Source organism: Actinotalea fermentans, from assembly GCF_007991475.1.
In the GTDB taxonomy this organism is placed as follows: Bacteria; Actinomycetota; Actinomycetes; order Actinomycetales; family Cellulomonadaceae; genus Actinotalea; species Actinotalea fermentans.
In genome coordinates this window covers 45,679-69,358 of the sequence record NZ_BJYK01000009.1, presented here as the reverse complement: position 1 = coordinate 69,358, position 23,680 = coordinate 45,679, and the positions used below count along the sequence as shown (strand labels likewise).

Annotated in this window: 20 protein-coding genes; 10 read left to right on the top strand and 10 right to left on the bottom strand. The window is 73.5% G+C overall.

The genetic code is table 11. The features are described from left to right. Nucleotides 1–12 precede the first annotated feature (12 nt). From AFE02nite_RS12235 to AFE02nite_RS12205, 7 genes are all read left to right on the top strand, one after another. The gene (locus AFE02nite_RS12235) at nucleotides 13–1,215 is read left to right on the top strand and encodes an ROK family transcriptional regulator (protein ID WP_052113771.1); all 1,203 of its coding nucleotides are present in this window, start codon (nucleotides 13–15) and stop codon (nucleotides 1,213–1,215) included. 319 nt (nucleotides 1,216–1,534) lie between these two features. Then, complete coding sequence (locus AFE02nite_RS12230; protein ID WP_052113772.1) at nucleotides 1,535–2,593, top strand: substrate-binding domain-containing protein; 1,059 nt, start codon at nucleotides 1,535–1,537, stop codon at nucleotides 2,591–2,593. A 75-nt stretch (nucleotides 2,594–2,668) separates the two neighbouring features. Further along, on the top strand, nucleotides 2,669–4,219 hold the full coding sequence (locus tag AFE02nite_RS12225; RefSeq protein ID WP_052113773.1) for a sugar ABC transporter ATP-binding protein: 1,551 nt from the start codon (nucleotides 2,669–2,671) through the stop codon (nucleotides 4,217–4,219). Then, nucleotides 4,216–5,208: an ABC transporter permease gene (locus tag AFE02nite_RS12220; protein ID WP_222594396.1), complete on the top strand. Its 993-nt coding sequence runs from the start codon at nucleotides 4,216–4,218 to the stop codon at nucleotides 5,206–5,208. The genes AFE02nite_RS12225 and AFE02nite_RS12220 overlap by 4 nt, the downstream gene beginning before the upstream one ends. Continuing rightward, nucleotides 5,205–6,206, top strand: a complete 1,002-nt coding sequence (locus AFE02nite_RS12215) for an ABC transporter permease (protein WP_146819743.1) — start codon at nucleotides 5,205–5,207, stop codon at nucleotides 6,204–6,206. Before AFE02nite_RS12220 ends, AFE02nite_RS12215 begins: the two co-directional genes overlap by 4 nt. A gap of 51 nt (nucleotides 6,207–6,257) precedes the next feature. Then, nucleotides 6,258–7,511 (top strand): Gfo/Idh/MocA family protein, encoded by a 1,254-nt coding sequence (locus AFE02nite_RS12210; protein ID WP_222594395.1) that lies wholly within the window; start codon nucleotides 6,258–6,260, stop codon nucleotides 7,509–7,511. A 107-nt stretch (nucleotides 7,512–7,618) separates the two neighbouring features. Next, entirely contained in the window at nucleotides 7,619–8,668 is a 1,050-nt protein-coding gene (locus tag AFE02nite_RS12205; RefSeq protein WP_222594394.1) for an SIS domain-containing protein, read from the top strand. 133 nt (nucleotides 8,669–8,801) lie between these two features. On the opposite strand, the gene AFE02nite_RS12200 is transcribed toward AFE02nite_RS12205, so the two are convergent. From AFE02nite_RS12200 to AFE02nite_RS12175, 6 genes are all read right to left on the bottom strand, one after another. Continuing rightward, a complete protein-coding gene (locus tag AFE02nite_RS12200; protein ID WP_034247093.1) occupies nucleotides 8,802–10,010 on the bottom strand; it encodes an ABC transporter permease in 1,209 nt (402 codons plus the stop codon). 287 nt (nucleotides 10,011–10,297) lie between these two features. After that, nucleotides 10,298–10,978 carry an ABC transporter ATP-binding protein gene (locus AFE02nite_RS12195; RefSeq protein WP_034245966.1) on the bottom strand — a complete coding sequence of 227 codons (681 nt, stop codon included), beginning with the start codon at nucleotides 10,976–10,978 and terminating at the stop codon, nucleotides 10,298–10,300. Beyond that, the gene (locus AFE02nite_RS12190; protein ID WP_052113655.1) at nucleotides 10,975–12,636 is read right to left on the bottom strand and encodes an efflux RND transporter periplasmic adaptor subunit; all 1,662 of its coding nucleotides are present in this window, start codon (nucleotides 12,634–12,636) and stop codon (nucleotides 10,975–10,977) included. Before AFE02nite_RS12190 ends, AFE02nite_RS12195 begins: the two co-directional genes overlap by 4 nt. Before the next feature lie 102 nt (nucleotides 12,637–12,738). After that, nucleotides 12,739–13,800, bottom strand: coding sequence for a hypothetical protein (locus tag AFE02nite_RS12185; protein ID WP_034245969.1), 1,062 nt, complete (start codon nucleotides 13,798–13,800; stop codon nucleotides 12,739–12,741). 244 nt (nucleotides 13,801–14,044) lie between these two features. After that, nucleotides 14,045–15,109 (bottom strand): hypothetical protein, encoded by a 1,065-nt coding sequence (locus AFE02nite_RS12180; protein ID WP_034245972.1) that lies wholly within the window; start codon nucleotides 15,107–15,109, stop codon nucleotides 14,045–14,047. Between the two features lie 128 nt (nucleotides 15,110–15,237). Further along, nucleotides 15,238–16,380, bottom strand: coding sequence for an Mrp/NBP35 family ATP-binding protein (locus AFE02nite_RS12175; RefSeq protein ID WP_034245975.1), 1,143 nt, complete (start codon nucleotides 16,378–16,380; stop codon nucleotides 15,238–15,240). A gap of 173 nt (nucleotides 16,381–16,553) precedes the next feature. Here AFE02nite_RS12175 and AFE02nite_RS12170 point away from each other — a divergent pair, with 173 nt between their 5' ends. Next, on the top strand, nucleotides 16,554–17,372 hold the full coding sequence (locus AFE02nite_RS12170) for a maleylpyruvate isomerase N-terminal domain-containing protein (protein ID WP_052113656.1): 819 nt from the start codon (nucleotides 16,554–16,556) through the stop codon (nucleotides 17,370–17,372). Between the two features lie 112 nt (nucleotides 17,373–17,484). On the opposite strand, the gene AFE02nite_RS12165 is transcribed toward AFE02nite_RS12170, so the two are convergent. The 4 genes from AFE02nite_RS12165 to AFE02nite_RS17460 all read right to left on the bottom strand — a co-directional run bounded on the left by AFE02nite_RS12165 (nucleotide 17,485) and on the right by AFE02nite_RS17460 (nucleotide 21,750). Then, nucleotides 17,485–18,618, bottom strand: coding sequence for a magnesium and cobalt transport protein CorA (locus AFE02nite_RS12165; RefSeq protein WP_034245977.1), 1,134 nt, complete (start codon nucleotides 18,616–18,618; stop codon nucleotides 17,485–17,487). A gap of 225 nt (nucleotides 18,619–18,843) precedes the next feature. Then, the gene (locus tag AFE02nite_RS12160; RefSeq protein WP_034245979.1) at nucleotides 18,844–19,386 is read right to left on the bottom strand and encodes a DUF1003 domain-containing protein; all 543 of its coding nucleotides are present in this window, start codon (nucleotides 19,384–19,386) and stop codon (nucleotides 18,844–18,846) included. After that, on the bottom strand, nucleotides 19,379–20,680 hold the full coding sequence (locus AFE02nite_RS12155; RefSeq protein WP_034245980.1) for a magnesium transporter MgtE N-terminal domain-containing protein: 1,302 nt from the start codon (nucleotides 20,678–20,680) through the stop codon (nucleotides 19,379–19,381). Before AFE02nite_RS12155 ends, AFE02nite_RS12160 begins: the two co-directional genes overlap by 8 nt. Nucleotides 20,681–20,715: 35 nt before the next feature. Then, nucleotides 20,716–21,750, bottom strand: a complete 1,035-nt coding sequence (locus AFE02nite_RS17460; RefSeq protein WP_034245982.1) for a hypothetical protein — start codon at nucleotides 21,748–21,750, stop codon at nucleotides 20,716–20,718. A 211-nt stretch (nucleotides 21,751–21,961) separates the two neighbouring features. Between AFE02nite_RS17460 and AFE02nite_RS12145 the strand changes: the two genes are divergently transcribed. Continuing rightward, on the top strand, nucleotides 21,962–22,552 hold the full coding sequence (locus AFE02nite_RS12145) for a general stress protein (RefSeq protein ID WP_261765605.1): 591 nt from the start codon (nucleotides 21,962–21,964) through the stop codon (nucleotides 22,550–22,552). 181 nt (nucleotides 22,553–22,733) lie between these two features. Continuing rightward, the gene (locus AFE02nite_RS12140; RefSeq protein WP_261765604.1) at nucleotides 22,734–23,675 is read left to right on the top strand and encodes an SPFH domain-containing protein; all 942 of its coding nucleotides are present in this window, start codon (nucleotides 22,734–22,736) and stop codon (nucleotides 23,673–23,675) included. The last annotated feature ends 5 nt before the right edge of the window (nucleotides 23,676–23,680 follow it).

Sequence of the window (23,680 nt, the reverse complement as noted above, 5' to 3'; positions counted from 1 at the left end):
AGGGGGTGTCCCGTGGATCGCGACCACTCGCTCTCGGCGACGTCGATGTCCCGGCACAACCGGGACGTGATCCTGCGGGTGCTGCGGGCCGAGGGTCCGTTGCCCAGGTCGGAGCTCGTCGAGCGGATCGGCGCGTCCCCGGCCACCGTGAACCGCCTCACCACCTCGCTCCTCGAGCGCGGGCTCATCGTCTCGGTGGGCACGGCGACGACGGGGCGCGGACGGCCGTCGATGGTGGTCCGGTTCAACGAGCAGGCGGCGTACGTCGCGGCTGTCGACATCGGCTCCCAGGTCACCCGTAGCGCCCTCGTCGACCTGACGGGCGGCGTGACCGCACTCGTGGAGGAGCCGGTGCCCGACGGCGCCGGCCCGCGCCAGCGGCTGGACCAGGTGCGGGACGTCGCGCTCGGGCTGCTCGCGTCCGCACGTGCCCGCCGACGCGCGGTGATCGCCGTCGGTGTGGGGGTGCCGGGCGTCGTCACCCCGGACGGAGTGGTCGACTGGGCGCCGGTGCTCGGCTGGCGCCAGGTCGGCCTGGCGCGGGTGCTGCGCACGGCGTGCGACCTGCCGGTCGTCGCCGAGAACGACGCCAACGCCCTGGCCATCGCCGAGCACCGCCACGGCGCGGCGCGCGGCACCGCGGCCATGGTCGCGCTCAACCTCGGTAACGGCATCGGGGCGGGCGTCATCGCAGGTGGGGCCCTGTATCGCGGGCACACCGCGGCCGCCGGCGAGATCGGCTACATGCTGCTCGGCACGAGCTCGCTCCGGCAGACGTACGCCGGTTTCGGGGACATCGAGAGCCGGGTCGGCGCGGAGGGCATCGCGCGCCGGTCGCGCGAGCTGGGCCTCGCGGACGAGGTCGCCGGTCCCCTCACCGCCGCGTCCGTCTTCGAGATGGCCCGTCGTGGCCACCCCGTCGCGACGGGGCTCGTCGACGAGATCTGCGACGAGCTCGCGCTGGCGCTCGCCAACGTGGCCGCGGTGCTCGACCCGGGCGCCGTGGTGCTCGGCGGCGGTATCGGCGGCTCGGCGGACCTGCTCATCCCGCGCCTGGAGGAGCGGCTGTCCGGCCGCATCCCGCACGTCCCGCGGCTCCTCGGGCCTTCGCACGGGCACGGCGTGCTCGTCGGTGTCGCCGAGCTCGCCATCGACGCCGTCGGCTCGCTCGACGGCGCACTCGCCGAGGCGGGCTCGCTCCCAGCCCAGGACTGACGCCGCGCGGCGCAGCCCGCGACCTGGCGTCTGCCTGGCCCGCGCGACCTGGCCCGCGTCTGCCCGGTCGGCATGCGTGCGCCCCCGCGCGCGCGTCCGGGGTGTGATCTGGTTCACGCCCCACCGCGATGGGAGCGCGGGCACCGCAGGTCGAACGCGCGCGCTTCGGACATCCCAGGCGCCCTCGTTGGTCGGCCACCCTTCTCGCCGCGATCAGGGCGTTCCGGCGGCTTGCATCAGACCGCCAGGTGGGTGTTACGATCCCCGCGTTCTGCTCACACTGAGAAGAAGCAGGCGGAGAGAAGTTCGAGGAGGAACGATGCTCAAGCGAGCTGTCCCGTGGGTGGCTGCCCTCGGTGTGGCGAGCCTCGCGCTGGCCGGGTGCTCCGGCAGCTCCGAGGAAGGCGAGACGTCCGGAGGCGAGGGGCCGTTCACGATCGGTCTCAGCAACGCCTTCATCGGCAGCGAGTACCGGACGCAGATGGTGGACGACGTCACGAGCGTCTTCGAGGAGTACGAGGCCGAGGGCGTGCTCGACGAGCTCGTGCTCGAGAACGCGGACACCGACACCAACGGCCAGATCCAGCAGATCCGCAACCTCATCAACCGCGGCGTCGACGCGATCATCGTCGACCCGTCGTCCGAGACCGCGCTCAACGAGGTGTTCAAGGAGGCCACCGACCAGGGCATCGTTGTCCTCGCCGTCGACCAGGCCGTCACCGAGCCGAGCGTCACCAACGTCGTCATCGACCAGGGCGAGTGGGCCCGGCCGTCGAGCGAGTGGCTCGCGGAGCAGGTCGGCGAGGGCGGCAAGATCGTCGTCGTCAACGGCATCTCCGGTCACCCGGCCAACGAGGTCCGTTGGGCCACCGCGGAGAGCGCCTTCGAGGAGGCCGGTGTCGAGGTCCTCACCGTCGCCGACGGCGGCTGGGACCAGGCGACGGGCCAGCAGGTCATGTCCGACCTGCTCGCCGCGTACCCGGACATCGACGGCGTCTGGACGCAGGACGGCATGGCGCAGGGCGTGCTGCGCGCGATCGAGGCGGCCGGCAAGACCGACCAGATCTTCGTCTCGGGTGAGGCCCGCGGCGGCTACATGCGGATGTGGGACGAGCTCAGCGCCGACGGCTACGAGTCGATCGGCGTCGTGAACCCGCCCGGCACCGCCGGCACTGCCGTGCACGTCGCCGTCGCGCTGCTCCAGGGCAAGTCCTTCAAGGACGGCGTCCTCGACGGCAACACCCTCACGCTCCCGACGCCGCCCGTCGTGACCAGCGACAACTTCGCTGAGCACTGGGAGGCCATCGCGGAGTTCGGTGACGCCTACGTCATGGACGACGTGCTGACGCGCGACGCGGTCGCCGACTTCTTCAAGTGACCGATCGGCCCGGGGGCGGGCCACGTGCCCGCCCCCGGACCGGTTCCCGCACCACCCAGGAAGGAAGGCGCAGACGTGGCGATCCTCGAGATGCGCGGCGTCCGGAAGCGCTACGGCGGCGTCCGTGCGCTCGACGGCGCGAGCCTCACGGCCGACCGCGGCGAGGTCCACGGACTGCTCGGGCCCAACGGCTCCGGCAAGAGCACCCTGAACAAGGTCCTGACCGGCGTCGTCGCCCCCGACGGCGCCGAGATCACCATCGACGGGCAGTCGGTGCGGATCGCGTCGCCCGCCGACGCCGCCGGCCTCGGCATCGCTGCGGTCTACCAGCAGCTGACCCTCCTGCCCGAGCTGACCGTCGAGCAGAACGTCGCCCTCGGCGTCGAGCCCGCCGTCGCCGGCCTGCTGCGCAACCGCCAGGTCCGCGCCACCGCCCGCGACGCGCTCGCCCGCCTCGCGGATGCGCTGGATGGCGTCGGCCCCACGGCGCGCGTCGGCGACCTGAACCCGGGGCAGCAGCAGCTCGTCGAGCTCGCCAAGGCCCTCGCCCGCCGGCCGCGCATCCTCGTCCTCGACGAGGCGACCGCCTCGCTCCACAAGCACCAGGTGGACCACGTCTTCCGGATCGTCCGCGAGCTGTGCGCCGACGGCGTCGCGGTCCTGTTCGTCTCGCACCGCCTCGACGAGGTCTACGAGATCTGCGACCGGGCCACGATCGTCCGCTCCGGCGTGACCGTGGCCGAGGTCGAGATCGCCAGCACCCCCGAGCAGCAGCTCGTCGAGCTCATGGTGGGCGTGCCCGCCCCGGCGCCGACCACCCCGACGGCGTCGCCCGCCACCACGGCGCGGCCGACCGCGGAGCACGCCACCGACGACGACCAGGTGCCGGTCCTCGTCACGCGCGGGCTCGGTGGACCGGGCTTCACCGACATCGACCTGACGGTCCGCCCCGGCGAGATCGTCGGCCTCGGCGGGCTCCAGGGCCAGGGCCAGAGCGACCTGCTCCTCGCGCTCTTCGGCGCGACGCGCGTCACGCACGGCCACCTGGAGCTGGCCGGCCGGCGCGTCCGGTTCCGCAACCCGCGGCAGGCCGCCCGCGCGGGCGTCGCGCTCGTCCCCGGCGACCGCGGCACCCAGGGGCTGCTGAGCGTGCGCCCCATCCAGGAGAACCTCTCCGTGGTCAGCCTCGAGCAGCGGGCCGCGGCGCGGACGTTCGTGCGCCCGGCGCGCGAACGCGAGGCCGCCCGTCGGATGGTCGAGGCCCTCGCCATCAAGCTCGGCCGCCTGGCCGACCCGGTGTCCTCCCTCTCCGGCGGCAACCAGCAGAAGGTGATCATCGGCAAGTGGCTGCTGGCGCAGCCGCGGCTCGTGCTGCTGGACGACCCGACCAAGGGCGTCGACGTCGGCGCCAAGGCCGAGATCTACGACCTCATGCGCTCCCTCGCCGCCCGCGGGGTCGCCGTCGTCTTCAACTCGAGCGAGGACCGGGAGCTCGCCGAGCTGGCGGACCGCGTCGTCGTCCTGTTCGAGGGGCGCGTGAGCGCGGAGATCCAGCGTGACCAGCTCACCGTCGACGCGCTCGTGGCGGCCGCGTTCGGCGTGGACGTCGAGGAGGGGCCGGCATGACCGACACCGTCAACCGCCCGGCGGACCGGCTCGCCGAGCTCGTCGAGGGCGTCCGGCACGCCCGGATGTCCACCTGGATGGTGGTCGCCCTCCTCGCGGTCGCCGTCGCGACGAACGCCGCGGTCCAGGACAACTTCTTCACGCCCTACTCGATGACGTCGACCACGGCCACGCTCGTGCCCCTCGTGCTCGTCGCGCTGGCCCAGGCGGTCGTCGTCATCGGCGGGGGCATCGACCTGTCGATCGGCGCGTCGGTCACCGTGGCGAGCGTGACCGCCGTCGTCGTCATGGACGGTCAGGAGAGCAACCTCCTGGCGGGTGCGGCCGTGGCCGTGGCCGTCGGTGCGGGGTGCGGGCTGGTCAACGGCCTGGTCATCGCGCTCCTACGACTGCAGCCGATCATCGTGACCTTCGCGACCGCGTCGGTCTTCTCCGGCGCGGCGCTCCTCGTGCTGCCGACGCCTGGCGGCTCCGTCCCGGCCTCCCTCGCCCGGGGCTACCGCGAGACCATGCTCGGCCTGCCTGCCGGCGCGTGGCTGCTGCTCGCGGTGCTCGGGCTGTGGTTCCTGCTGGCGCGGACCCGGCTGGTGCGGCACGTGTACGCGGTGGGCGGCGACCCCGCGGCGTCGTATGCGTCACTGGTCGCCGTCCCGCGCGTGCAGATCCTTTCCTACGTGCTGTGCGGGGCCCTCGGCGGCCTGGCCGCGATCGCGCTGCTCGCCAACTCCGGCTCCGGGGACCCGTTCGTGGGGCTCGGCATGACGCTCGACTCCGTCGCCGCGGTGGTCATCGGCGGCATCGCCCTCACCGGCGGGCGGGGCAGCGGCATCGGCGCCGCCCTGGGCGCGGTGACCCTCGCGCTCATCGAGAACTCGATCTTCTTCGCCGGTGTCCCGACGAACTACCGGCCGCTCGTCAGCGGCCTCGTCATCATCGCTGCGCTCGCGCTGTCGGCGCTCACCATGACGGACCGCAGGAGGCGCAGATGAGCACCGTCATCCACCGCGAGGTCAGCGTCGTCGCCGACCGCTCGGTCGGCTGGGCCGCCGTCGTCCGCGACCCGATCGTCATCGCCGGGGTCGTCACGGTCGCGCTGGTCGTCGTCGGCGAGCTGGTCTCCCCGGGGTTCGCCGGCTGGGGGCAGATCGTCAACATGCTGCGCGTCGCGTCCTTCCTCGGGGTGGTCGCGGCCGGGCAGACGATCGTCATCCTCTCCGGCGGCGGTGGCATCGACCTGTCCGTCGGCAAGGTGGCGACGTTCGCCGCCATCGTCGGCTCGCGGATCATGCAGGGCGACGACGCGGGCGTCGCGGCGGGCATCGTCGTCCCGCTGCTCGTGTGCGCCGTGATCGGCCTGGTCAACGGGCTCGGCGTGACAATGCTGCGGATCCCGCCGTTCGTGATGACGCTCGGCATGACCGGCGTCGTGCACGGCCTGATCATGGTCTACACGAACGGCCGCGCCGACGGCCGCGCGGCCCCCGCCCTGACGACGCTCGTCAACGGCAAGATCGTCCTCGGCCTGCCCGGGGTGCTCTTCCTCTGGGTGGCCATCGCGATCCTCGTCACGTGGCTGCTGCGCCGCACGACGTTCGGCTGGCGGCTCTTCGCGGTCGGTGCCAACACGCAGGCTGCCGAGCTGTCGGGCGTCCCCGTCCGGCGCACCGTGATCCTCGCCTACGTCGCGGGCTCGGTGTTCGCCGGCCTGGGCGGCCTGCTGCTCGTCGGCTACACCGAGTCGGTCATGCTCAACCTGGCCGACGACTACACGATGCCGGCGATCGCGGCCGTCATCATCGGCGGCACCCTGGCCGCCGGCGGTGTCGGCGGGTACCTGGGTACGGCCGTGGGCGCGGTCACGCTCACCGTGCTGACCAGCCTGCTCACCACGCTCAACATCGGCTCGGCGTGGCGGACCATCGTCAACGGCGTCGTCCTCGTCGCCCTCCTGTCGTTCTACGGCCGGCAGAAACGTCTGCGGGCCTGACCCGCCCGGCCACCCCCGCACACCCACGAGAGTCAACGGAAGGACGAGTCAGTGATCGAGAGAAGAGTTCTGGGAGTCGGGATCGTCGGCGCCGGGTTCATCGGGCACTTCCACGCCCGCTCGTGGGCCGGGGTGCGGGACGCGGACATCGTCGGCGTCACCTCGCGCGACGGCGCGGCCGGCCTGGTCGAGGCCGTGCGCGCCGCCGGCCTCGGCGACGCCCAGGTCTACGACGACGTCCGCGCCATGGCGCGCGACCCCAAGGTCGACGCGATCTGGGTGCTCGTGCCGAACGACGCGCGGCTCGAGGTCGTGCGCGCCATCGTCGACGAGGTCACGAGCGGCCGTGCCGATCTCATCGGGATCGCCATCGAGAAGCCGCTCGCGCGCTCCGTGCACGAGGCGCGCCAGCTGCTGGAGATGGTCGAGGGCGCGGGGCTGCTGCACGCGTACCTCGAGAACCAGGTGTACGCGCCGGCCGTGACCCGCCCGCACGAGCTGATCTGGTCCCGCGGCGCGGCGATCGCGGGCAGCCCCTACCTCGCCCGCTGCACCGAGGAGCACTCGGGTCCCCACAAGGACTGGTTCTGGGACGGCGAGAAGCAGGGCGGCGGCGCGCTGAGCGACATGATGTGCCACTCGGTAGAGGCCGCGCGCTACCTGCTCACGCCCCCCGGTGTGGACCCGTCGACGTGGCTCACCCCCGTCTCGGTCGAGGCGACCATCGCGTCCCTGAAGTGGGGTCGCGAGAAGTACGCCGAGATCCTCCAGCGCGCGTACCCGAAGGCCCCCGACTACCGCGTGCGTCCGTCCGAGGACTACGCGCGCGCGACCTTCACGTTCCTCAACGGCGACGGCGAGCCGGTCATCGCCGAGACCGGGACGTCGTGGTCGTTCGTGGGCGCCGGCCTGCGCCTGTCGTTCGAGCTGCTCGGGCCGGAGTACTCGATGGCGGCCGACACCCTGAACACGGAGGCCCGCGTCTTCCTGTCCCGCGAGCTCCAGCAGAGCCAGGGCGAGGACATGGTCGAGAAGCAGAACGCCGAGCAGGGCCTCATGCCGGTGCTCTCCGACGAGTCCCTCAGCTACGGCTACACCACCGAGAACGCCACGGTGGCCGCGGACTTCCTGGCTCGCCGCCAGCCGCGCGAGTCGCTGGCGAACGGCGTCCAGGTGACCGAGCTCCTCATGGCCGCCTACCAGGCCGCCGAGACGGGTACCCGGGTCACGTGGCCGGTCGACGTCGACACCTTCGCGCCGGCCGTCGCCCGCGGCACCTGGAACCCGCGGGCCACCACGGCCTGACGAGCGTGGTCCCGCCCGCCCACCCCCTGGCGGGCGGGACCGCCCTTCCCACGGACCGTCCTCGGCGGGCGGCTCCGCGCCCACCGACACGAGAAGAGGACGTACCAGTGGAGTCGACGGCCGGCCGCGTGATGGCCCGCGAGATCGCCGAGCAGCCCGCGACGATCGAGGCGACGGTGAACCGGCTGCGGCCGCTCGCCGAGGAGATCCGGGCGCTGGTCGGTGACCGCCGGCGGGTGATCCTCATCGCCCGCGGCACCTCCGACAACGCCGCGCTCTACGGGCAGTACCTCCTGGCGCTGCGCGCCGGCGTCCTGGCGGTGCCCGCGTCGCCGTCGCTGAGCGCCCTGTACCGGGCCGAGGTCGACCTCTCCGACACCGTCGCCGTCGCCATCTCGCAGTCGGGAGGGACCGAGGAGATCGTCGAGGCGATGCACGACGCCAAGCAGCGCGGCGCCCGCACGATCGCGGTGACCAACGGTGCCGACTCGCCGCTCGCACGCGACGCCGACCTGGCCCTGGTCACCGCGGCGGGCCGCGAGCTCGCGGTGCCCGCCACGAAGACGTACTCGGCGCAGCTGGTCGCAGTGGCGGTGCTGGCGCTCGCGATCGGGCAGGAACGACGCCTGCTGGACCAGCTCGACGACGTCCCCGAGGCCGTCTCCCGGATGCTCGGCACGGAGGATGCGGCGGCCGCGCTCGCGGACCGGTTGCGCGACGTCGAGCGCATGGTCGTCACGGCGCGCGGCCTCGCGCTGACGACGGCGCGCGAGCTCGCCCTCAAGCTCCAGGAGACGTGCCACCTCGCCGCCGTCGGGCTCTCGGGCGCCGATCTCCAGCACGGGCCCATCGCGATGCTCGATGCCCGCACCCCGGCGCTGCTCGTCGCGTCGGCGACCGACTCCGCGGTGGCCCCCGGCATGGTGGAGCTGGCGCGCCGGTGCCGTGCGTCGGGCGCGGACGTGCACGTGCTCGGGGGCGACGACGCGCTCGGCGCGCTCGCCGACGTCCGGGTCGCCGGGCCCGACCTACCCCCCGAGCTCGCACCCATCCCGCTCATCGTCCCCGGCCAGCTCCTGACCCTTGCGCTGGCCCGGGCCAAGGGCCTGGACCCGGACACCCCCCGCGGCCTGAACAAGGTCACCCAGACGGCCTGACCCGCGCCGTCTCCCGACACGGTGAAGGGTTCCTACCGGATGTCGGTAGGAACCCTTCACCGTCTCGGGGGATGACGACGCGGGGGACGACGACGCGGGGGATGACGACGCGGGGGACGACGCGCGGGCTCGGTCAGGTGCCGCCGCGGAGCGCGTGGATGGGCTCGATCTTGGCCGCCTTGAGCGCGGGGTACAGACCCGCGAGGACGCCGATGACGCCGCCCAGGCCTGCCGCGCCGACGACCACGACGGTGTCGAGGATCGGCGTCCACTCCTTGCTGACACTCACGACCACCACGACCGCGACGCCGAGCGCCGAGCCCACCAGGCCACCGAGCAGGCCGATCACGCCGGACTCGACCAGGAACTGGTTGCCGATGTTGCGCCTGGTCGCACCGAGCGCCCGGCGCAGGCCGATCTCCCCGGTGCGCTCGCGCACCGACAGCAACGTCACGTTCGCGATGCCGAGCCCGCCGACGAGCAGCGCCACCGCGCCCAGCGCCAGGAAGATCGCGTTGATGTCGGCCTGCACGCTCTCCCGCACGGTGGAGCCCGCCGGCGGCACCTGGACCTCGATGGTCTCGGGGTTGTTCGGCTCGAGCGCGATCGGCGCCTGCTCGGCGATGACCGGCCCGGCGCCGATCGCCATCCGTGCGTGCGCCTGCTCCAGGCCCGCCAGGTCGTAGTCGTGGCGGGCCGTCCCCACGGGGATGATGACGGCGTCGAGCAGGTCGGAGCGGCGGCGCACGTCGTCGATGATCCCGATCACCGTGTACGCGCGGTCACCGATGAAGACCGACGGCTGGCTGTCCACCCGGACGACGCCGAGCCGCAGCGCGGCGCGCGAGCCGAGCACGGCCACCCGGTCGGCGCGCTCGTCGTGGCCCGCGTCGAACGTGCGCCCCGTGACGACGGTGCTGCCGACCGCGTCGAAGAGGCCGGGCGTGACCGCCATGATCTGCGGGTTCGCGAGCGTCGGCGCCGACGGGTCGTTCACCGGCACGGCGGTCACCCGCGCGTCGCCGACGTCGACCGGCGCGATCGCCCCGGACACCTCGATGCCGGCGATACGGTCCAGGCGGTCCTCGACGTCCCACGGGATGCGGCCGGTCGCGCGCTCGCCGCCGCGCGTCTGCGCCGTGGCCGGCTCGACGACCACCTGGGTGGCCGCGACGGCGTCGAAGCGGCTGGCGATCTGCCCCGCCGCGGTCTGCGCGAGGCCGACGGTCACCACGAGCGACCCGATGCCCAGCACGGTGCCGATGATCGTCAGGAAGAGGCGCCCGGGTCGCGCGCCGATGCCGTGCGAGGCCTCCGAGAGCAGGTCGCGCACGCCGAACATGTCGCGGCTGCGCGCACCCGCGGCGTCCGCGCGGCTCCGACGTCGGCCACGTCGCGGCAGCCGGCGCAGCGGGCCGCGCCGCCACCGCGCGTCGGCCTCGGGGGCGGCGTCGGCAGCGGCCTCGGGGGTGGCGTCGGCGGCGAGCTGGGGCAGGACGGTGACGCCGTCGGGCCCGGGGACCGGCGCACCGGCCGTGGCCGTCGGCGCGTGGCCCGGCTCCGCGTCGGCGAGGCCCAGCGTCACCAAGGGGTCGGTCTCGGGCGCCTGGGCGCGTCGGCGGCGCAGCATCACGCCACCTCGCTCAGCCGGCCGTCGGCGATCCGCACCTGGCGCTGCGCGCGGGCGGAGACCTTCGGGTCGTGCGTGATGACGACGAGCGTGAGGCCGTCCGCGTGGAGCTCCTCGAACAGGTCCAGCACGCCCTCGGACGTCACCGAGTCGAGGTTGCCGGTCGGCTCGTCGGCGAGGAGCACGTGCGGCTGCGAGATCACGGCGCGCGCCACCGCGACCCGCTGGCGCTCGCCGCCGGAGAGCACGGTGGGCAGGAAGTCCAGCCGGTGCGACAGCCCTACGCGGTCGAGGGCCGCGAGCGCCCGCTCGCGCCGCTCGGCCCGCGGCACGCCGCTGTACAGGGTGGCGAGCAGCACGTTGTCGAGCACCGTGCGGTGGGGGAGCAGGTGGAACGCCTGGAAGACGAACCCGATCCGCCCGCCGCGCAGGTGCGCGCGCTCGTTCTCGCTCACCGTCGCCGTGGAGACGCCGTCGAGGAGGTAGTCGCCCGCGGTCGGCCGGTCGAGCAGGCCGAGGATGTGCAGCAGCGTCGACTTGCCGGAGCCCGACGGGCCGACGATCGAGACGTACTCCCCGCGGCGGACCACGAGGTCCACGCGCTGGAGCGCCTCCACCGGCGGCGTGCCGGGGAACGAGCGCGACAGGCCGCGCAGGTCGATGACCGCGGGTTCGCTCATCCCTCCGCGTCCTCGGTCGCCTCACCCGTCGGCTCGTCGCCGGCGTCCTCCTCGTCGGAGGCGCCCTCCTCGTCCGAGGAGTCCTGGGTGGAGTCTGCGAGCGATCCGCCCTGGCCGACGACGACGCGGTCACCGACCTTCAGGTCGCCCTCGACGGGCCTGATCTCCGCGTAGCCCTCGGCCGCGAGGCCGGTCTCGACGACGACGAGGCGCGGGGTGTCCGACCCGGCGTCGAGCACCTGGACGCGGGACTCCCCGCCGGGGCCCTGCGACAGGGCGGCCAGCGGGACGGCCATGACGTCGCCCTCGGTCGAGCTCACCGGGATGGTGATCCGCACGTTCGAGCCCTGGAGCATCATCCGCTGCTCCTCGCTGAGCTCGCCCGGCACCACCACGACCTTCCGGCGGTTCGGGTCGGCCGCCGTGCCGCCGTCGCCACCGCCGGCGCCGCCGCCGGCACCGCCGTCGGAGTCGCCCGGCTCGATGGCGCCGACCGACTGGACCTCGCCCGGCACCTCGGTGCCGTCCGGCATCGTGATGACGACGGGCGTGCCCTCGACGATGAGGTCGGCGTCGTTCTTGTCGAGCGTGCCCTGGATCTGCAGCGTCGCGCCGGACACGGTCATCACCGGCGAGGTGCCGGCGACCATGGAGCCGCGGCGGACCGAGACGTCGTCGACGCGGCGCGGCGTCGAGGAGAGGTAGACGACCTCGCTCGCCGGCAGCGGCGTGATGGTCTCCGCCTGCGCCTCGGCGAGCGCGGTGCGCGCCTCGGTCAGGCCGCGCTGGGCGGCCGTGACGGCTGCGCGTGCGGCGGCGGTGTCGGGGTTGTAGGCGGCGTTGCGCTCGGCGATGGCGGTGTTCAGCGCCGCCTGGGCGCTCACGACGCCGGCGCTCGCGCAGGGCACCTCGGGGTCGGCCTTGGCCTGGCAGGCAGCGAGCTCCGCCTTGGCGTCGTCGAGGGTGGCCTGCGCCGACGCGACGTCGCCGTCCGCGCGCACCCGCGCCAGAGGGTCGCCGGCGGCGTTCAGGTCGCGCTGGGCGGAGGCCACCTGCTCCTCGGCCCCGCGGACGGCCTCCTGGGCGGCCTTGACCGCGCCGTCCGCCTCCTCGCCCGACGTCGGGGCGGGGTAGCCGACCTTCGCGTACAGCGCGCGGACCGCGGCGGCCGCGCTCGCGTCGTAGGCGTTGTTGCTCACGTCGCCCGCGTCGATCCCGAGGGCGGCCAGCGCCGCGCGCAGCTGCTGCACGTCGGGGCCGGCGACGCCGGCCCGCAGCGTCCGGTAGACCGGCAGCTCGCCGGTGAGCAGGATCACCGGGCGGCCCGTGACCTCGAGGATCACGTTGCCGGCCTCGATGTTCGAGGCCTCCTCGGGCACCTGGCCCGTCACGACCGCGGGGCCGCCGATCTCGCCGGTCTCCAGCGTGACGGCCACCGGGTCCTCGTACAGCGCGTCGCCGCGCATGACGATGTCGTTCGTCAGCGGCCGCTCCTCGACGGGGACCGTGATCAGCCCCGCCTCCGGGGGTGCGGCGTTCGCGGCCGCCTCGGCCGGCGAGACGATCAGCCGGCTCAGGCCGATGCCCGCGCCGAGCGAGACCACGGCCGTGATCGCGATGATCCAGATGGTCCGGGTGGAACCGGTGACTGCCCTCACGTGCTGCCTCTTTCGTGGTGCGAGCGGACGGCTCCCTCCCGCGTGACGACGGCGCCCGGAGCCGGGGCGCCGTCGTCGGCCGTCAGGCCCGCGGCGGGCCGCTCAGCCCTGCTGCTCCTTCTGGTACGCGATCCACTCCTCGAGCTCCGCCTTGTGCTCGTCGTAGAACTTCTGCTGGAGGTCGAGGTTCACCTCGGAGTAGACGTCGTCGTAGCCGCTCTCGTCACGGCACGTGTAGTCGGCGACCGCCAGCTCGATCTCCTGCGGGGTGATCGCGGCGAGCTGGTCCTGGATCGACTGCTCGACGGCGCGGTAGTCCTCCTCGGTCGCGTCCGGCGGCATGTCGGAGTAGGCGTCGTTCCAGATCGGGTCGACCTGCGAGTAGATCTCCTGCTCGGCGTCGCCGACCTTGGCGAGGTTCGGGTGGCCGGCGTCGGCCATGCACGAGGCCCACTCGGCCTCGGTGGCGAGGATGCGGTCGTCGGTGGAGACCGACTCCCACATCGTGTTCATCTCCTCCATGAGCGAGGCGAACGGGTCGTCCTCGCCGGCTCCGAAGGCCGAGTCGCCGTAGATCTCGTGCTGCGCCGAGCCGAAGCAGCCCATCTCCTCCCACGAGGGCTCGACGTACTCGCCGTCCTCGGTGGGCTCCATCGACTGCTCGCCCCAGAGCGCCGCGTAGTACGCGTTCAGCTCGGTCTCGCTCATCTTCTCGGTGATGGCCTGGTTCGGATCCACGAACTCGTCACCGGGGAGGGGCTCGGGGCTCTCCTCGGAGTCCTCCCACGGGTTGGTGGTGATGCCGTAGCCCCACTGCTCGGCGAACTCGAGCGTGCCCCAGGGGATCTCGTCGTCGGTCGAGATGGACATGCCCGCGTTCATCGCCGAGTAGTCGACCGGGATGTACTCGAAGCCCAGGCCGGCCATGCACTCGGCGACGAGCTCCTCGACCTGCATCTGCTGCTGGTTCGAGGTCTCCTCGTCCCAGTCCGCGTAGGCCTCCTCGAACATCTTGTCGATGGCGCCCATGGGGCTCTCGCCGTCGCTCGGCTTGTCGCCGTCGCCGCCACCGCAGCCGGTGAGGCCGGCGGCGAGCGCGGTGCCGAGCACCAGTGCGCGGACGGTGATGGTGCGCTGTCGCGCCGTGGTCGGTGTGGCCGTCATCTCTCCTCGTTTCCCCCTGGCGGTGGAAGCCGGCCGTCGGGTGGCTCCGTCGCGCCGACGCTATGGGTCCGCTCCCAAGGCGCGGATCGTCCTGCTGGATGATGTCTTGGTTGTGTCGTCTAGACCCCAGGACTGGCATCACGATCAGGACACGTTTCTGGTGGGGCGCGGCCGGCCGGTCAGAGCCGACCGCCCCCGCACGTATGACGCGCGACGGGCGTGTTTCGTTGGTGCGTCGGCGGCCTCAGTCCTGGCCGGAGTCCCCGGAGAGCGTCTCGAGCCACGTCTGGATCTCGTCCGCGTGCTCGGCGAGGAACGCGAGCTGGTACTGCGTGTCCACCTGACGGCGGACGTCGTCGTAGCCGACGTCGGCGCGGCACGTCGCGTCCGCGACGGCCATGTCGATCTCGCGGGGCGTGATGTCCGCGAGCGCCTCGTCGAACGCCGCGTCCAGCTCGGGGTCGCCGCCGTCGGCGGCCCCCAGCAGGGCCCGACGCGCGGCCGCGGCCGGGTCGTCGCCGTCGGCCGTCGCCGGCGTGCCGCCGTAGACGTCCGCGCGGGCCGCCTCGACCTCCGCGCTGATGGCCGCCTCGCCGTCGCCCACCTGCTCCAGGCCGTCGAAGCCGGCGTCGAGCATGCAGGCGGACCAGTCGGTGGAGACCTGCGCCAGGCGGGGGTCGGCGTCGGCGTCGGCGAGCATCTGGACCATGTCCGCCTGGAGCGCGGAGAACGCCTCGTCCTGGATGCCCGAGGCCATCACCTCGTGCTGGGCCCGGCCGGTGCAGCCCGCCTGCTCCCAGTCGTAGTCCTCGAGCGTCTCGCCCTCGGCCGTCGCGCCGGCGTCGGCGTACCGGGCGCCGTACAGCGCCGTGAGGTACGCGTCGCGCTCGGCGTCCGACATCGCGGCGACGCGGTCCTCGTTCGGGTCGGCGACCTCGGCGTCGCCGGACGTGAACGGGTCGGTGGTGATGCCGTAGCCGTACTGCTCGGCGAACTCGACGCTGCCCGGCTCGAGCTCGAGCGCCGCACCGAGGTCCAGCTCCACCCCGGAGTAGTCCACGGGGGTGTACTCGAAGCCCTGCTCGTTCATGCAGGAGGCGACGAGCTGCTCCATCTCGGCGAGCCGCTGCTGCAGGTCCTCGTCCGACCAGTCGGACAGGTACTCGGTGAGCATCGCCTCGAGCGGCGCGGCGTCGGCCTCCGACGGCGTCGGCGTGGGCGCGGGCTCGTCGTCGCCCGAGCAGGCGGCCAGCGGCCACACGACGGCGGCGACGGCGACGAACGACAGGGCGGCGCGGCGTGCGGGCATGGTCATCTCCTCGGGCTCACCCCCACGGTAGGCACGCCGAGGCCCGCCGGGGAATCGTCCTTCGGAACGACGTCCAGCGCGCCGGTCCGCCGTGCGGAGGACCCGGGCGCGCGGCACGCCGTCGGGCGTCAGTGCTGGACGGGCTCCAGGCCGAGAGAGCGGCCGGCGAGGCCGCGCGAGCGGCGGGCGAGGCCCGCGGCGACGTGCGCGAGGACGCGCGCGGCACCGCTCTCGGGGGCCGTGGCGACGACGGGCGTACCGCCGTCGCCGGCCTCGCGCAGTGCCATGTCCAGCGGGATCTGGCCCAGCAGCGCGACGGCCGAGCCCGTGGCCCGCGACAGGCTGTCCGCGACGGCCGCGCCGCCGCCCGAGCCGAAGACCTCCAGGCGGGTGCCGTCCGGCTGCTCGAGCCACGACATGTTCTCCACGACGCCGACGATCCGCTGGCGCGTCTGGATGGCGATGGCGCCCGCGCGCTCGGCGACCTCCGCGGCGGCGACCTGCGGCGTCGTGATGACGACGAGCTCGCTGTTCGGCAGGAGCTGAGCGACGGAGATCGCGATGTCGCCGGTCCCGGGCGGCAGGTCGAGCAGGAGGACGTCGAGGTCGCCCCAGTAGACGTCGGCGAGGAACTGCTCGAGCGCGCGGTGCAGCATCGGGCCGCGCCACACGACCGGGCGTCCCGGGGGCACGAACATGCCGATCGAGATGACCTTCACCCCGTGCGCGACGGGAGGCAGGATCATGTCGTCGACCTTGGTCGGCTGCTGCGAGACGCCCAGCATGCGGGGGATCGAGAACCCGTAGATGTCCGCGTCGATGACGCCGACCTTCAGCCCGGACTGCGCCATCGCGACGGCGAGGTTGGCCGTCACGGACGACTTGCCGACACCGCCCTTGCCCGACGCGATCGCGTACACGCGCGTCAGCGAGTCCGGCTTGGCGAAGGGGATCTCGGGCGCCGCGTCGGTGCCGCGCAGCATCGTGCGCAGCTCGGACCGCTGGGCCTCGCTCATCACGCCCATCGCGACCTCGACCGAGGCGACGCCCTCGAGCGCGCCGACCGCGGCCGTGATGTCGCGCGTGAGCGTGTCCTTGAGCGGGCAGCCCGCCGTCGTGAGGTCGATGCCGACGGTGACGCGGGCGCCGTCGGGGGACTCGTCGAGGTCGACCGAGCGGACCATCTTCAGCTCGGTGATCGGCCGCCGGATCTCGGGGTCGATGACGCCCTCGAGGGCCGCATGGATCTGCTCGACGGTGGGGATTGGCATGGGGTCCATCGTAGGTGGCGCCGTGCCAGGTCCCCTGGGACGGGGTCCCGGGCCCACCGCCCCGCCGAAGTAGACAGTCCCCGACGGAGCAGACAGCCGGGAGTGTCTACTCCGGCGGCAGGTGTCTCCTTCGGCGGAAGGACGGGCGGGCGGGGTCGCCGTACGCTCGCGGTATGGAGCGCGCGCGGGAGTCCCGGCCGGACCACGAGGCGTACCTGGTCGTCATCCGGGAGCAGTCCGAGCGCTTCCTCGAGGCGCTCGTCGCGGTGCCCCTCGACTCGCCGGTGCCGACGTGCGAAGGCTGGACCGCCGGCGACCTCCTGTGGCACCTCGGCGAGGTGCAGCACTTCTGGGCCCACGTCGCCGCCGGCGCCTCGGGGGACGACGTCGTCACGCCCGACCGTCCCGAGGACGAGGCCGCGCTGCGCCGGTTCGTGGCGACGGCGGGCACCGAGCTGCTGGCCGCGCTGGCCGCCCGTCCGGCGGACGCTCCCGCCTGGTCCTGGCACGCCGACGGCGGGACGCTCGGGTGGGTCGCGCGGCGGATGGCGCACGAGGCGCTCGTGCACCGGGCCGACGCCGAGCTCACCGCCGGGCTCGTGGTCCGTCCACCCGCCGTGGAGGTCGCCGTCGACGGCGTCGACGAGGTGCTGGCGGTCTTCGTCGACGGGGTGCCGTCGTGGGGCACGTTCGCGCCCGACGGCGTCGCGGTCGCCCTGCGCGTGACGAACGCGTCCGGCGCCTGGCGGCTGGACCTGGGGCGGTTCACCGGCGTCGGACCGGACAGCGGCACGGCGTTCGACCTGGACGCGGCGGCGGTGACGCGCGTCCCCGACGACGACCCGCGGCCGGCCGAGCTCCTCGTCGCCGGCCGGGCGTGGGACCTGGACCGGTGGCTGTGGGGTCGCGGGTCGGCGGACGTGCTGGAGGTGGACGGAGACCCCGCCGTCCTGGCCCGCCTGCGCCGCGTCCTCGCGGACGCGACCCAGTAGCGCGCCGCCCCGCGCGCACCCCTCAAGTGGAGCGCGGTGCTGGCGAATCGGCTCAACTGGAGCGCGATGGCGCCGCCCTGCTCCACTTGAGGGAGCGAGGCGCGGGCGGGGCCTAGATCCAGCGGCGGCGGCGGAAGACCGCGAAGAGGCTGACGCTCACCACGGCCATGAGCACCAGGGCGAACGCGTACCCCAGCTGCCAGTGCAGCTCGGGGATGTGGTCGAAGTTCATCCCGTAGACGGTCCCCACGAGCGTCGGCGCGAAGAGGATGGCCGCCCACGCGGAGATCTTCTTCACCTCCTCGTTCTGCTCGACGCTGACCTCGCTGAGGTTCTTCATCTCCTCGTTCTGCTGCTGCGCGACGAGCGTGGCGTTCACCGTGAGGATGTCGCGCAGCAGGTGGCGGAACCCGTCGATCTGCTCGATGACCAGGGTGAGGTGGTCGTCGACGTCGCGCAGGTAGCGCTGGAGCTCCTCGTCGGTGCCGTACTTCGCGAAGCCGGCCATGAGGTTGCGGACCACCGTGGCCAGGGGGCGCGCCGCGCGCTGGAAGTCGATGACCTCGCGCGTGAGCTCGTAGATGCGCCGCGACACCTGCGGGTCGCCGCTGAACACCTCGGTCTCGATCTCGTCGATGTCGTTCTCGAGTCCGGCGACCACGGGGGCGTACCCGTCGACGATGCGGTCGAGGATGGCGTAGAGCATCGCCTCCGGGCCCAGACGCAGCAGGTCGGGGTTGCTCTCCAGGCGACGCCGGACGCCGGACAGCTCGGGCGCCTCGCTGTGCCGCACGGTGATGACGAAGTCCGGCCCGACGAACACGTGCACCTCGCCGAACTCGACCTCCTCGACGTCGTCGAGGTAGCGGGCGGCGCGCAGCACGACGAAGAGCGTGTCGTCGTACCGCTCGAGCTTGGGCCGCTGGTGGGCGAGGATCGCGTCCTCGAGGGCCAGCTCGTGCAGCCCGAACTCCTCGGCCAGCGACGCGAGCTCGTGGTTGTCGGGACGGTAGAGGCCGATCCACGCGACGGCGCCGTCGGCCGAGCGCAGCGCCTGGTAGGTCTCGGCGAGGGTCGTGGGCGAGCCGATGGCGTCGCCGTCGACGTACACCGCGCTGTCGACGAGGCTCCCGGCCGGGGCGGTGGGCGCCTCGGGCGCGGCCGGGGGAACGGCGGGGACGACGGCGTCCTGGCGGGTGCCGCGCCCGCCGAGCGAGCGGAACGGGCGGAACGAGATGCTGGACATGACGGGGTCCTCACGTCCTCACGAGGAGGTGACGGGTCCCGGGTGAGCGGTGGCACGGCGGACAGGCCGCGCCAGGGCAGGCAGCCCGGGGCAGAGCCGGCAGCGAGTGGCAGTGCTGGCTGTGCTGAGAGGTGCGCGACGCGCTGCTCAGCGGATCGGACTACTGGGGGGTTCGCCGTCCACGGCAACCACCTCCCAGGTCCGCGCTGATCCGTCGATCGAAGGCTACTCGCGGTTGCCGGGCCGGTCCGACGGACGATCGTCCCCGGCGCCCGGGACGTCGGTCTCGACCTCGCGCGCGCGGTCCAGCTCCTCGAGCAGGTCGCGGATCTCGGAGCGGACGAAGTCGCGCGTCGCGACCTCGCCCAGGGCGATGCGCAGCGCGGCGATCTCCCGGGCCAGGTACTCGGTGTCTGCGAGCGAGCGCTCGGCACGCTGACGGTCCTGCTCCGCGGCCACGCGGTCGCGGTCGGCCTGGCGGTTCTGCGCGAGCAGGATGAGCGGCGCCGAGTACGACGCCTGCAGCGACAGCATGAGCGTCAGGGCGGTGAAGCCCAGCTCCGCGCGGTCGAACCGCAGGGCCTCCGGGCCGTACGTGTTCCAGGCCAGCCACACGCCGACGAACACCGACATGTAGACGAGGAAGCGCGGCGTGCCCATGAAGCGGGCGATGCCCTCGGACACCTTGCCGAACACGTCGGGCTGGAACCGGGGGCGGGGGATCAGCGGCCGCGAGTCGGCGCGCGGGGTGTCGAGACGCTCAGCCACCGTCCACCCCCTGCCCGATGGCGTCCGTCATGGCGCGGTCGGTCTCGTCGTCGTCCGCGTCGCGCCAGTCGGTCGGTAGCAGGTGGTCCAGGACGTCGTCGACGGAGACCGCGCCCAGGAGGCGGCGCTCGTCGTCGACCACCGGGAGGGCCAGCAGGTTGTAGGTGGCCAGCAGGCGGGTGAGCTGGGCGAGCGGCGCGTCGACCGTCACCTTCTCGATCTCGGCGTCGATCAGCCCGCCGATCGCCTCGTGCGGCGGCTCGCGCAGCAGGCGCTGCATGTGCACGACGCCGAGGAACCGCCCGGTCGGGCTCTCCAGCGGCGGCCGGCAGACGAACACCATGGACGCGAGGGCCGGCGTGAGGTCCTCGCGGCGCACGTGCGCGAGCGCCGCGGCGATGGGCGTCTCCGGCGGGAGGATGACCGGCTCGGTCGTCATGAGGCCGCCCGCGGTGTCGTCCTCGTAGGCGAGCAGGCGGCGGACGTCGCGCGCCTCCTCCGGCTCCATGAGCTCGAGCAGCTCGGTCGCCTGCTCGGCGGGCATCTCCGAGAGGAGGTCGGCGGCGTCGTCGGGCTGCATGACGTCGAGGACGTCCGCGGCGCGGTTGAGGCCGAGGCCCGTGAGGATGGCGACCTGGTCGTCCTCGGGCAGCTCCTCGAGGACGTCGGCGAGGCGTTCGTTGTCCAGCGCGGTCGCGACCTCGAGGCGGCGGGTGTCCGACAGGTCGTGCAGCGCGTCGGCGAGGTCCGCCGGCTTGAGGTCGACGTACGACGCCAGCAGCAGGTCCGCCGGCTGCGCCCCCGCGCCCGGGGCGAGCGTGCGCACGTCGTCGACCTCGACGATGAGCGTCTCGCCGCGGCGGCGGATCAGCCCGCCCTTGGCGGGCAGGTGCCGACGGACGTACAGCTGGGTGACCACCCAGTCGCGGTTGCGCTGCTGCTCCATCGCCAGGTCGACGACCGTGGCGCTCCCGGAGCCGTCCTTGAGGTCGACGTGCCGGTCGAGGAGCTCGCCGATCGCGAGCGTCTCCGTCGGCCGCTGCTCGAACCGGCGCAGGTTGAGCAGGCCGGTGATGATGACCTGGCCGGCGTCGATGCTGGTCACGCGCGTGAGCGGCAGGAAGACGCGGCGCCGCCCGGGCACCTCGACGACCAGCCCGACGGCCCGGGGCCCGCCCTTGGGCCGGAGCAGCACGACGACGTCGCGCACCCGGCCGACCTGGTCGCCGATGGGGTCGAACACGGCGGTCCCGGCGAGGCGCGCGACGAAGACGCGGGTCCCGACGCTGCTCACGGCGCCAGCGTAACTGCGGGGCTGGCGCGCGGCCTTCAGGCTGGCTGATCCTCGGTCGCGGCGGCCAGCCACGCGTCGAGCTCGGCGCGGTGCTCGGCGACGAACTCCGCCTGTCGCTCGGCCGACACGCTTGCCAGCTCGGCGGCGTAGCCGACCTCGTCGCGGCACTGCAGGTCGGCGAGGGCCAGCTCGATCTCGAACGGTGCCATGTCGAGCTGGATGCGATGGGCCCGCCCGTCCATCTCGGCCACCGACGCCCCCTCGGGCGCGGACGGCTCGCTCTCCATGAGCCTGGCGTCGACCTCGCGGAGCACCGCGTCCTCGCCGTCGCCGACCCGCTCGAGGTCGGGGTGGCCGGCGTCGAGCATGCAGGCGGCCCACCGGGCGTTCACGCCGTCGAGGCGGGGGTCCTGGGCCGTCTCCTCGTCGAGCGCCGTCATCTCCGCGGACAGCTGCGCGAAGACGTCGGGCTCGAGCCCAGCCTCCCCGGCGTCGACGGCCCGCTCCGCGTCGCCGTGGCAGCCGAGGTCGGCCTCGGGGTCGACGGTGTCCTCGCTGATCGAGACGGCCTGGAGCCCCAGCTCGCTGTCGACGGCGGGCGGCGGGCCCCACAAGGCCGTCGTGTACGCGGGGAGCTCGCCGGGGGACATCTCCATCAGGCGCTCGATGTTGGGGTCGGGCGTCTCGTCCTCGGGCGGCGTCAGCCGCGTCAGCGTGAGGACCCCGTAGCCGTACTGCTCGGCGAACTCGCGGGTGCCGGGGACGAGGTCGCCCGGATCGGCGAGGCGCCACTCGTCGGGCTGCCCGGACGGCACGGGGTGGTACTCGAAGCCCTGCTCGGCCATGCAGGCGGCCGTGCGCTCCTCGACCGCGTCCCAGCGCAGCCGCGGGTCGGGCCGGGCCGCCTCGATCTGGGCGCGGATGGCGTCCAGCGGGGGGTCCGCCGGGGGTTCGCCGGGGCCGCAGGCCGTGAGCGCGAGGGCCCCGACGACGGCCGCCCCGGTCGTCGCCGCGACCCTCGCCGGGCGCGGGGTGTCGCGGCGGACGACCTGGGGGATCGCGCGTGGCATGGCCGGCTCCCTCCGTGTGGCGACACCGCCAGGCTAGAGGCCGATGATCTTGGTCGGGCCCCATCGGGCGGCATCTGGCCGTTTCCCAGCGGACCCTCAGCCGCGGCGGGGCGGGAACCCTTCGGGCCGCGCGATCGTCGTTCCTGGTGTGGGCCGTGCTCCGCGGAGGGTGCGCCGTGGCGAGTCCGCGGCCCGGGGGAGAGGATGAGACATGACCATGAACAGCCCCGGCGGCCGTGGCGCCCCGCGCGTCCCGACGCTGCCGACCGGCGAGCTCGTCGCCGCGTACGGCACCTACCTCGAGGCGCAGCGCGCCGTCGACCACCTGGCGGACAAGGAGTTCCCCGTCCAGAACGTGACGATCGTCGGCACGGACCTGCGGATGGTCGAGCGGGTGACGGGTCGGCTGACGTACTCGCGCGTGGCCCTGGCCGGCCTGCTCTCCGGGGCGTGGTTCGGCCTGTTCGTGGGGCTGCTGCTGTCGCTGTTCTCCAGCCCCGACGGCGCCTTCCTGCCGATCCTGCCCGCGATGGCGATCGGTGCCGCGTTCGGCATCCTCTTCTCGATCATCTCCTACGCCCTCACGGGCGGACGCCGCGACTTCACGTCGACCAGCCAGATCGTGGCGGGCTCGTACTCGCTGCTGTGCGCGCCGGACGTCGCGCACCGTGCCCGCGCGCTGCTCGCGGAGATCGGCGGCGTGCAGGTCCCCGGCCTGTACCGCCCCCAGCCGACCGACGCCGCGCCGTCGGCGCCCCCGGACCCGCACTCTCCGCCGACGGCTCCCCCTCCGGCCTCCTGACCCGGCCTCCTGACCCGGCCTCCTGTGCGGCGAAGGGTTCCTACCGATATCCGGTAGGAACCCTTCCGCCTGCGTCGGCGCACGCCGGGACCGAGGGCCCATGGCGCCCGATGAACGCAATGTGATATCACTGTGATGACGCACGCAGAGGCGCGCGGACCCACGAGTGAAGGGCATGACCATGAGCGCGGTCGTCGAACGCGACCCCCAGCTGGAACCGGGCGCGGGCCCGGTCGGCCTCCACGCGACGGAGGTGGACATCGCCGAGCGGCGCGCGTGGCACACGAACGGGTTCCTCGGCGTCGTCGTGATGCTCGTCCTGATCGGCGGCTCGATCGCCCTGTTCGTCCAGGCGGACTCCTCCGGGGACGACGCGCTCGCCGCGGTCGGGGCGGTCGCGATGCTCCTCGGCGTCATCGCCGCGACGTCGCTCACCATCGTGCAGCCGGGCACCACCCAGGTCGTCCAGTTCTTCGGGCGGTACGTGGGCACGGTGCGCCGCCCGGGCCTGCTGTGGCTCGCGCCGCTGACGACGCACCGCCGGGTCTCCGTGCGGGTGCGCAACTTCGAGACCGGTCACCTCAAGGTGAACGACGCCACGGGCAACCCGGTCGAGATCGCCGCGATCGTCGTCTGGCAGGTCTCCGACACGGCCAAGGCGACCTTCTCGGTCGAGAACTACCAGGGCTTCATCGAGACGCAGTCCGAGGCGGCCGTCCGGCACGTCGCCGGCGCGTACCCCTACGACGCCGCCGACGACGCCGAGTCGCTGCGCGGCTCGACCGACCAGATCTCCCTCGAGCTCGCGCACGAGGTCGCGGCGCGCGTCGTGGCCGCCGGCCTGGAGATCCTCGAGGTCCGGATCAGCCACCTCGCCTACGCGCCGGAGATCGCGCAGGCGATGCTGCAGCGGCAGCAGGCGGCCGCGGTCGTCGCCGCCCGCTCGCGCATCGTCGAGGGCGCCGTCGGCATGGTGCAGATGGCGCTCGACCAGCTGAGCCGCGAGGGCATCGTCGACCTCGACGAGGAGCGCAAGGCCGCGATGGTCTCCAACCTGCTCGTCGTCCTGTGCGGCGACTCGCGGGCGACGCCCGTCGTGAACACCGGGACGCTCTACCAGTGACGGAC